The following is a 9,072-nucleotide window of genomic DNA, read 5'->3' on the forward strand; positions in this document are numbered from 1 at the left end:
GGCTCGTGAGAATGAGGCTGGGTGGACAGCTTCGCGGCGACCATCTCTGCGGCGCGATTGACGTAGATCATCTGACCGCACATGCCCAAGCACAGCAGGACGTCGCTGCCGGGATACGGAAACCAAACCTGATTGCGATACATCCCGCCGGGCAATTCGGTGTCGTCGGGACTGGCGGCGAACGCCGCACGCGAGTCGGGGCCGCCGTCGAGGGTGTCGGCGATCCAGGTCGCGGGCACCACTTGCTGGCCGGTCAGCGACACGCCGTCGCGCAAGAACACTGACCCGAACCGGATCAGGTCCGTAAGAGAGGCGCTGACGCCGCCGTCGAAAAGCCCAGTGCCGTCGGTGTCTACGCCGATGGTGGCGTCGCATTGGGCGCCGAGGCGGCTCCACAACAGCTCCGACATCAGTTCGGGCATTCGCTCCCCGCCCGCGACCTCGCAGATCCAGCCGAGCACGTCCGTTTCACAGGAGCGGTATTCGAATGGGCCGCCGTGGGCGGACTTCTGCCGCAAGCTCAACAGGTAGTCATACAGCGTGGAGGGGACGTTAGGATTGCGCTTGGGCTGCCACCCGAGCGCCTGCTCCAAGACGTGGATCTCCGCGGCCGGGTCGAGGTAGTTTTCCGAGAAGGCGATGCCCGACCTCATGTCGAGCAGATGGCGCACCGTCGCACCGGCGTAGCCGGAATTCTCCAATGCAGCAACGTATTTGGTGACCGGCGCATCGATCTCGAGGACGCCTGCCCCGTGCAACGCACCGACCACGGCCGCTACCAGCGACTTGCTCACCGAGAACAGCAGGTGCCGGGTCGTGGGCATCATGCCGTCGAGGTACTCCTCGGTGACCATCGAACCGCGGTACGCGACGGCCCACCCGTCGGTGGCGGTCGCTACCATCACGGCGCCAACCGTGGTCGCCAGCCCGCCGGTGCTGGTCACGGGAATCTCGGCCAGTGAAGCACTCGCGGCCGGCACATACGCGACCGGCCCGCTCCCGCGCGAGATGAGCGCGGTCGGCACGAAGTCTTCGACGTGCTGGAAGGACCAGTGCGAATGTGGCGGCGACAGCCAGTTTTCCAACGAGATACCGGCCGGCACGCGACCAGGTTCGCCACCCCTCATGCGCCCGGCTTCCCGGGATCGCCGGCCCCCCGTGGAGCCTCTGCGAATCTTCGTCGAGATTCACGCTGGCGTGAAGAAGTGCGAGTGAGCAACCAACGTGCGCTCGTCAATCTCACGCTCGTGCAACGAGCCGCGGGACAATAGGCGCGGCCGGCGTAAGGGCCGTCGACGTGAACTTTGCCTTGAGGCCCTTGACCCAGCGTCGGCAGCGCTCGGTGAGCTGGTAGTCGTCGGTCTGCAGGTGCCCGCGGGTGACGAGCACGCCGAGTTGGGCGCCCTCGGCGCGTAAGTCTCCGGGCGCCGCGACCCGCATGTAGAACGCCTCGGACCCGTCGAGCAGCGTTGCCCAGTCGTTAGCGGGGCGAGCGAACGAGACACGGCCCTCGTCGTCGATGCGCCACACACCGGTGCGCGGCGTCGCGGTGAAGATCTCCACATCCTGTGAGGTCTCACTGATGATCAGCTGACCCCAGACCTCGTCCTCGCCGTAGCCGCGCTCCCAGCGCGCGTTGATCTCGTCGATGTCGAGCTCGTACTCCACGTCCATGTACTCGAGCAGGTGGAACAGGAACAGCGGCATGTCGGCGTACGCCTCGGTGGTCAGGTTCGTCATCGGGCTGGCGCCGGACAGGCGCGGGTTTACCTCGCCGAGGTAAAGCTCGTCGGTGTCCAAGTCGTGCAACAGGTCCACTTCGAAGTAGCCGCGGTATCCCTCGCGGCTGAGGATGTCGCCCAGCTTGCCGACCATTTCGCGTGCGGCGTGCGTCTGTGCGGGCGGCAGCACCTCGCGCCAGACGTCATTGCCGCACCAGGTGCCCTTGCCGGTGGTCAGCTCCGGGTAACCCACGAGGCTGGTCATCGGCGGTCCGATCACGGTGCCGTGGCGCGTCACGGTGCCCTCGATGCACACCTCGACATTGCGGATGTACTTCATCACCTTGAGATCCTGGCCCACCAGGTCACCGGCGTGGTCGTCCCAGTCGCGCTGGCCGCGTATGAAAAAGGTCCCGCTGCCGGCGTTGCCATAGGGGATCGAGATGACGAGGTTGTCTCCCAGTCCGGCCTCGTGCGCAAGACTCAGCAGTTCGTCGTGGGAGCTGGCTCGCCCGATTGCGTGAGGCACACTCGGGACGCCGGCCTCGTCGGCCAGCCGCGTCATGACGGTCTTGGATCCCAGCCGATTGCGCAGGTCCACCGAGGGATGCATGATCTCCAGACCAGCCTGCCGCGCGAGGGCCTGCGTCTCCTCGTCCATCATCACGAAGCAGGCCTTGCCCCCGGGCCCCCGGCCCGCGATGAACTCCAGCGTCTCGGGATCGCGCAGGAGGTGGCTGCACACATCCCCCATGGAGTCAAAATCCCGGCGGTCGCGTCGCCGCGGCACGAAGACCCGCGAATGTACGCCCTCAAACGAGTCGAAGTAGGTCAGGTAGAAGAAGTTTCGCACCCAGCGGTCGATGCCCAGCAGGTTGAACGGAGTCGGCGAGATGAAGTACAGCGGCACGGCGTTGGTGTGAAAGAACGCGCGCACGTCCGAGAGGCCGTTTAGGACGCGGCGGGGCTCCGGCCCAGGTCCATTGGCGCTCACGTTCATGCCAGCCGCGCTGAAGACTGGGGTGCTGCGGTGAGTGCGACGGCGGTGAGATCACAAGGTTTCATGCCAAGAGTGTGCACCAGCCCATGGTTGCATGGAGGATCAACCGGAGGAATCCGATTCCCGCGGCGCGTGTCGTGGTGCCGTGGATTCAGTGGGCGGGCTGGGGTCATTGGCCGAGGTTTTCGATCGCTCACGAACCTTGATCGCCCATCCTGCTTTCCCGGAAGAGCTTGTAGACCTCGATGGCGTCGTCGTGGGGCTCGTAGCGCATTGGTAGGCGCCGCTGGTCCCACGGCTTGGCGAACTCATCATAGAAACTGCCGGGATCGATGTACTTGTCGTTGCCGCCCACCATGTACGGCGACGTAGTCTCGCGGGTGGCCGCAAAGACGACTTCGTCTGGCGCGCAATGGTACAACGCAGCCAGACACATCGGGCACGGGTGCGCGATGGCATAGACCGTGCATCCGGTCAGGTGCTCTGTGCCCAGCTTTCGGCACGCCTCGCGAATGGCCCGAATCTCCGCATGGTCGGTCGGGTCGTGGGTCTGGTGAACGAGATTTCGGCCTTCGGCGAGGATCTCACCGTCCATGACGATGACGGTCCCGAACGGCAACCCACCCTCGGCGACACTGGTGCGAGCGATCTCGATGGTGCGCCGCGCGAAGTCCACCGGATCCGTGGGAACAGTCGAAGCTGTCATCAGCCGACCGAATGTGGGCGGACCGGGCAGGCCAGGGCGTCCTCCAGCCGTGCCGGGCCGGTTCCTTTGGTTGGGTCGGTCTTCCACGGCCAGTCGTTGGAGCGGAACGGCGCCAGCGTAGGCAGCAACGCTTCCGTACCCCGGTTGGCCATCTCGCGCTCGATGGCCGCTCGGCCGCCGCCACCGAGAAGCTCGGCGTCCATGAGGAAGTAGTCGCGGAAGAAGACCTGACCCAGCGAACGGTCGGCGACGATGCGACCGAGCACGTCGAGCATCTTCTCGGGCGTGGTCTCGAACTCCGGCGTCTCGATCAGCAACAACCGGTCACCCATCGTTTTGGTGCCCATGAACTGGACGAGAACGCTGAACAGGATGTTGTTCTGTCGCGCGACGTAAAGCGAGTTGCTCACCGCGTAGGTGCGATCCCAGGCGTCGCCAAGTCGTGCTTTCCACCCCTCGATGACGCTCATCCAGTGGCCCACTTGGGCGCTCGAGGCGACGTCGATCGTCTTGACCGAATGGGGTGTGGTGTCGCGGATGAAGTTCTCGACGTCGTCGTAGGCGTAGCCACCTCGTGCCAGGCACCCGTCCATGAAAGCCAGGTTGTTTTGCAGGATCGTGCGCAGCAGGGAGCGCTGGTCATCGGAGACGTCCAGGGCGTCAAGGCCTTCGAGAGCTGTCTGGTTTTGTGCCCGGTACATCGCCAGCGGCGGGCGCCACAGTTGATTGGCATAGGCATTTGACAAGTACGGTGAGACGATTTCGTAGATGGCCATCGTGCTGTGGCCCACCGACTTGAACAGCTGATACACGATCGGCACCGACGGTGCGACTTCGGGTGGCTGTCCGGGCGGGTACAGGATCATCTGCCCGCCCTGGCCGGTGAACAGCGCCAGGATGATGGGGACCTGGTCTCGCATGTTCTGTTTGAATTTCTCAAGGGATGCGTCGTAAACCGTCAACATCGACTCGTTCAGCGCAAGGACCGCGCGCTCGGCGACCGCGCGCGCGCTCGCCGGCGGCTCGTCTGCGACGACCGGGCGCATGAAGTCCGGCACCGCGCTGCCATTGGATTCGGTCATAGGGGTCGCTACTCCTTCAGGATTTGGTGTCGGTTAAGAGGTCATCTGGTGTTCGCCCATGGCGGTGGCCGTTTCACGGGAGCTTCCAGAACACGGAGGTCACCAGCCAGAACAACACCGCCCAGAACACCATCAACGTGACGATCAACAGGGCGCCGCGAATGTTGGTCGTCGTTTTCGGGGCGTCAGGAGCGGGGTGCAGCCAGCGTTTGAGCAACGGGTTCACATAGAACGGCATCGTGACGAAGGTCATTACGAAGCTGGACGCCAGGTTTCCGATCAGCATCCCTTGCCACAGCGACAATCCGGCCGGCGATAACGCCAGGCTCAGCAGCGTTGTTGTTGGAAACAAGCCGACCCACACCGCGATAACTGTCTTCGCCTTCGATGGCGCACGGACCTGCCCACCGTCTTCGTCGAATGTGAACCAGCTGCCGAACGAGTTGTCAATCGTGCGCAGCTGAAAGTCGCTGAACCGCTGTCCTTCATCGAGAAGCTGTTGGCGTTCGCTTGACGTCAGCCACCTGTCGAGGTCGGCGGCGCTGCTATAGCGGTAGAGCGCTGTCCATTCGTCCTGGACGCCCTCGATCGGCCGGAAGATCTCAGAGCCTCGGAAACCTGGAAACTTATTCTCTGCTAATCGAAGTCGCTCCTGCCAGGACAGGAACTCGTCGACGTGCTCAGGCGCGACCCGATGGGTGACGACGGTAGTTATGAGGGTGTCGGGGAGCGCCGCTCTGCCCGTGACGATCTGCTGAGTGGGGGGTCCGTCGAGATAGCGCCGCCCTTCGGCGAGCCGGTCCTGGCGCGTGGCGCTGTTGATCCATGCCCGCAAATTCGCAACTGAGTCAAAGCGGTAGATCAGCGACCACAGCGGCTGCGTTGGTGTCGGCGGGTTGATCTCCGCCGCAATGAATCCCGGATAATGCGACGCCGCGCCATTCAGCTGCTGCTGCCAGGACAGGAACGCCTCTTCGCAGCCGGCCCGGACCTTTTCGCCAATGATGACGGTGGCGGCGTTGTCGGCAAGCTCGTCGGGGGTCATCGATGTCTGGCGCTCAGCCGGTAGGGGTCAGCCGGTGCGATCGTAGGGCCGCAAAGATCCGGTCGGGCGTTAATGGCAGCTCACGATATCGTACGCCGGTCGCGTCATAAACCGCGTTGGCCATTGCGGGCGCGACCGGATTGATGCACATTTCGGCGATTCCCTTGGACCGCATGGGGCCGGCCGAGTCGGTGGATTCGACCAGGATCACCTCTGTACGCGGAGTGTCCGCATAGGTCGGGATGCGGTAGTTGCGCAGCGTCGGATTGGTCATTACGCCGTTCTCATCGACCATATGGTGCTCAGTCAGCACGAAGCCAAGGCCTTGAGTCACACCGCCTTCGATCTGTCCGCGAACCTGTTGCGGATTGATAACCACTCCGGCGTCGGTGGCATGCACGCTGTAGAGGACGCGGATCTCCCCGGTTACCCGGTGCACCGCGACGCGGAAGCCATGCGCGTTGCAGGCGAGGCTTCGTGGCGAGCCATATGCCTTGCGCGATTCGGTCAACCGCACACCTCGGCACGCGGCGGCGGCCGCCAGTTCGGTCAGTAGAACACGGGTGTGGCGGCAGCGCACGGCGTCGTTGTCCATGGTGCATGAGGCCAAGTCGACCCCGGTATGTGCGGAAGCGAAGCGCAAGATCCGGTCGCGCAGCGCCCTGGAAGTTCGCTGCACCGCGTTGCCGGCAACGAACAGTCCGGCGCTTGCGAATGCGCCGGTGTCGAACCCGGTGCGGTCGGTGTCGGACTGGATGAGCCGGATTCGCGCCGGAGTGGTGCCCAGCTCGGCCGCAGCGATCTGGACGTGGGCGGTCGACGTTCCTTCGCCGAACTCGACAGTTCCTATCGCTATTTCGTAGACACCATCGTCCCCGAGTGTGGCGAGCCCGACAGACATGTGTTCGGTCGGTGGTGCGGTTTCGTGAATCGAACTCGCCGTGCCGGTGCCAATCAGCCAGTCCTCACCCAGCGTCTCTCCGTTGGGGTGGGAGCGAAGTGCGCCGTCGACACGATCGATGCAGCAAGCCAACGTGTCCTCCGTGAATTCCACGTCGTCAGCCTCTTCGTGGATCGCGAGCAGCGGTTCGCCGGGCCGAACGATGTTGCGGCGGCGCAACTCCAGCGGATCCATGCCGATCGCCACGGCCAGTTCATGCATTGCCGACTCCACCGCGAATACCGGCTGAGTCATGCCGTAGCCGCGCAGCGCGCCACTGGGAACCGAGTTTGTGTACACCGCGTAACCGTCGAACTTCTTATTGGGACAGCGGTAGATCGCGACTGCGGACGCTCCGGCGAACGCCGTCTCACCGCCGTGATTGCCGTAAGCGCCGGTGTTGGACACATTGCGGAAATGAATGGCGGTGAGCGTGCCGTCGGCACGTGCACCGAGTTTCACAGTGATCTTCATCGGGTGCCTGGGGGAGGCGGTGGTGAATTCCTCTTCGCGGGTGTATTCCCAGCATGCCGGGCGGCCGGTGTCCAGGGCGGCCAGCGCCACCAAATCCTCGCTGATCACTTCCTGCTTGCCGCCGAAACCGCCACCTACGCGCTTGCAGAACACCCGCACTTGATCGGGGCGCAAGTTGAACAGGTGCTCCAGTTTGCCCTTGCAGACCCACGGGGACTGAGAGCTGGTCCGCACGTGCAGCCGGCCATCTTCCATCCAGGCGATCGACCCGTGCGTCTCCAAGTGTGCGTGCTGGACCCGCGGCGTAAAGTAGGTGCCTTCATGAATGACATCGGCCTCGGCGAAACCCCTTGCTACATCGCCGATCTCGCCGTGCAGTTCGACGAGGATGTTATGCACCGGGTCCTGAACGAACGGGTCGTCGGAACCGTGCAGCTGCGGCGCGCCGAACTCCATCGCCTGCTCGGGATCAAACACCGCCTGCAGCACCTCGTACTCGACCACGACCTTGCGGCAGCCTTCCTCGGCGGCGCGGATCGTCTCGGCCAGCACCGCGACCACACGCTGACCGACGAAGCGCACCACGTTGTCCAGCATGTAGGTGTCGTCGGGGTCAACAAGATGATCGGTGTGGATCGCGGTGCTGAACAGCTTGCGGGGCACGTCTTCCCACGTGTACACCCGATGCACTCCGGGCGCGGCCAGCGCCGCGGACGTGTCGATTGAGACGATGCGTGCGTGTGCATGTGGTGAATGCAGCACCTTCAGATGGAGCATGCCCTCCATCTCGGTGTCCATCGTGTATTCGGCCCGTCCAGTCACTACATCGGCTCCTGCGGGTGCACCCACACTCGTGCCGACCGCCTGGCCGGGCGCTGCCTCTTCGATCGCGGCCACGCCGTTGACCGCATCCTCGATCGCCCGATAGCCGGTGCAGCGGCACAGGTTGCCTTTCAACGCATTGGGCAGATCCCTTTTTTGTTCATCAGTAAAGGCAGACGCCGTCATGATCATGCCCGGAGTGCAAAAGCCACACTGGAACCCGGGAGCATCGCGGAACTGTCGCTGCATTGGGTGCAGGTTCTCCGGTGAACCTATCCCCTCGATCGTGGTCACCTCATGCCCGTCGGCGCGGAACGCAGGCGTGATGCAACTGTGAACCGGATTACCGTCGAGCCAGACCGTGCACGCGCCGCAATCGCCGGCGTCGCAGCCCTTCTTGACCCCGAGCCAGCCCAGGTGACGCAGGAAAGTCCGCAGGCATTGACCCGGTCGAGGCTCCTGCGAGAAGGTCTTGCCATTGACGACGTAGCTCATCACTGGCCCCTGAATTCGATCCGAATTTCTTCGGCGTAGTGCTTGGCCAGGTGCCGCCGGTGATCCGGTGTGCCGTTGGGGTCGGCAAACCAGACCTCCGTCGGCAGCGCATCAATCCGGTCTTGCAACGTGTTGGCATCGGGCACTACGTCGAACCGCAGCACGACCGGATGCGTGGTACCCGCCGTGATGGTGATCATCAGATCGTCGGTGGCGGGCGTCTGGGTCGCAACCATGAATATCGTGGAGCGGCCCAGCTTGGTCAGCGTGAATCGCCGGTGGGTGTATCGCTTGCACAGCGCGTCGTTGGAGATGTGCACACTACGCAGGATTTCCCCCGGTCGCAGCACGTTTCGGTGGTCGCCGACAACGAAATCCTTCGCCGCGACTGTTCGTTCGGTTCCATCCGCGGACCAAAGGTGATAGGTCGCCCCGAGTGCCACGGTCATGGTGATCATCGGTCCGGCAGGCAGGGACATGCAGATGTTGCCGCCCACCGTCGCCGCATTCCACACCTTGAACGACGCCAGGAACGCCTCACAGCTAGTGCGCAACAGGGCGCCGGCCAGCCACCCGGCCGGCGGCACAAACTCGTGCAGCTCCCTGATCGTGCACGTCGCGGCGATCTCAAGACCCCCGGCATCAGGCACCAGGCTGGGCCAGCCAAGTTCGGCGAGGTTGACCAACCGGCGCACGGCGGGCTGTGGCTCAGAAAACAGCCACGTCCCCCCGGCCAGCCACGCATCGCCAGTGCGCCACGCCCCGCCCGGTCGATCGGACGGCCGGC

7 protein-coding genes are annotated in these 9,072 nt (G+C 64.1%); all 7 read right to left on the bottom strand.

Annotated features, from left to right (window positions below; translation table 11 throughout):
• Positions 1 to 1,127, bottom strand: a 1,127-nt coding sequence (locus tag JO059_RS17285; RefSeq protein WP_293320853.1) for a serine hydrolase, incomplete at its 3' end; no start/stop codon positions are given.
• A gap of 112 nt (positions 1,128 to 1,239) precedes the next feature.
• A complete protein-coding gene (locus tag JO059_RS17290) occupies positions 1,240 to 2,721 on the bottom strand; it encodes a biotin carboxylase (protein WP_293320854.1) in 1,482 nt (493 codons plus the stop codon).
• Between the two features lie 193 nt (positions 2,722 to 2,914).
• Positions 2,915 to 3,397, bottom strand: coding sequence for a nucleoside deaminase (locus tag JO059_RS17295; RefSeq protein ID WP_293320859.1), 483 nt, complete (start codon positions 3,395 to 3,397; stop codon positions 2,915 to 2,917).
• A 29-nt stretch (positions 3,398 to 3,426) separates the two neighbouring features.
• Entirely contained in the window at positions 3,427 to 4,509 is a 1,083-nt protein-coding gene (locus JO059_RS17300) for a hypothetical protein (RefSeq protein ID WP_293320855.1), read from the bottom strand.
• 73 nt (positions 4,510 to 4,582) lie between these two features.
• Positions 4,583 to 5,554, bottom strand: a complete 972-nt coding sequence (locus JO059_RS17305; protein WP_293320856.1) for an antibiotic biosynthesis monooxygenase — start codon at positions 5,552 to 5,554, stop codon at positions 4,583 to 4,585.
• Positions 5,555 to 5,567: 13 nt separating this feature from the next.
• On the bottom strand, positions 5,568 to 8,285 hold the full coding sequence (locus JO059_RS17310; RefSeq protein ID WP_293320857.1) for a molybdopterin-dependent oxidoreductase: 2,718 nt from the start codon (positions 8,283 to 8,285) through the stop codon (positions 5,568 to 5,570).
• Positions 8,285 to 9,072, bottom strand: a 788-nt coding sequence (locus JO059_RS17315; RefSeq protein WP_293320858.1) for an FAD binding domain-containing protein, incomplete at its 5' end; no start/stop codon positions are given. The genes JO059_RS17310 and JO059_RS17315, both read right to left, overlap by 1 nt.

The organism is Mycobacterium sp., assembly GCF_019247615.1.
Lineage (GTDB): Bacteria > Actinomycetota > Actinomycetes > Mycobacteriales > Mycobacteriaceae > Mycobacterium.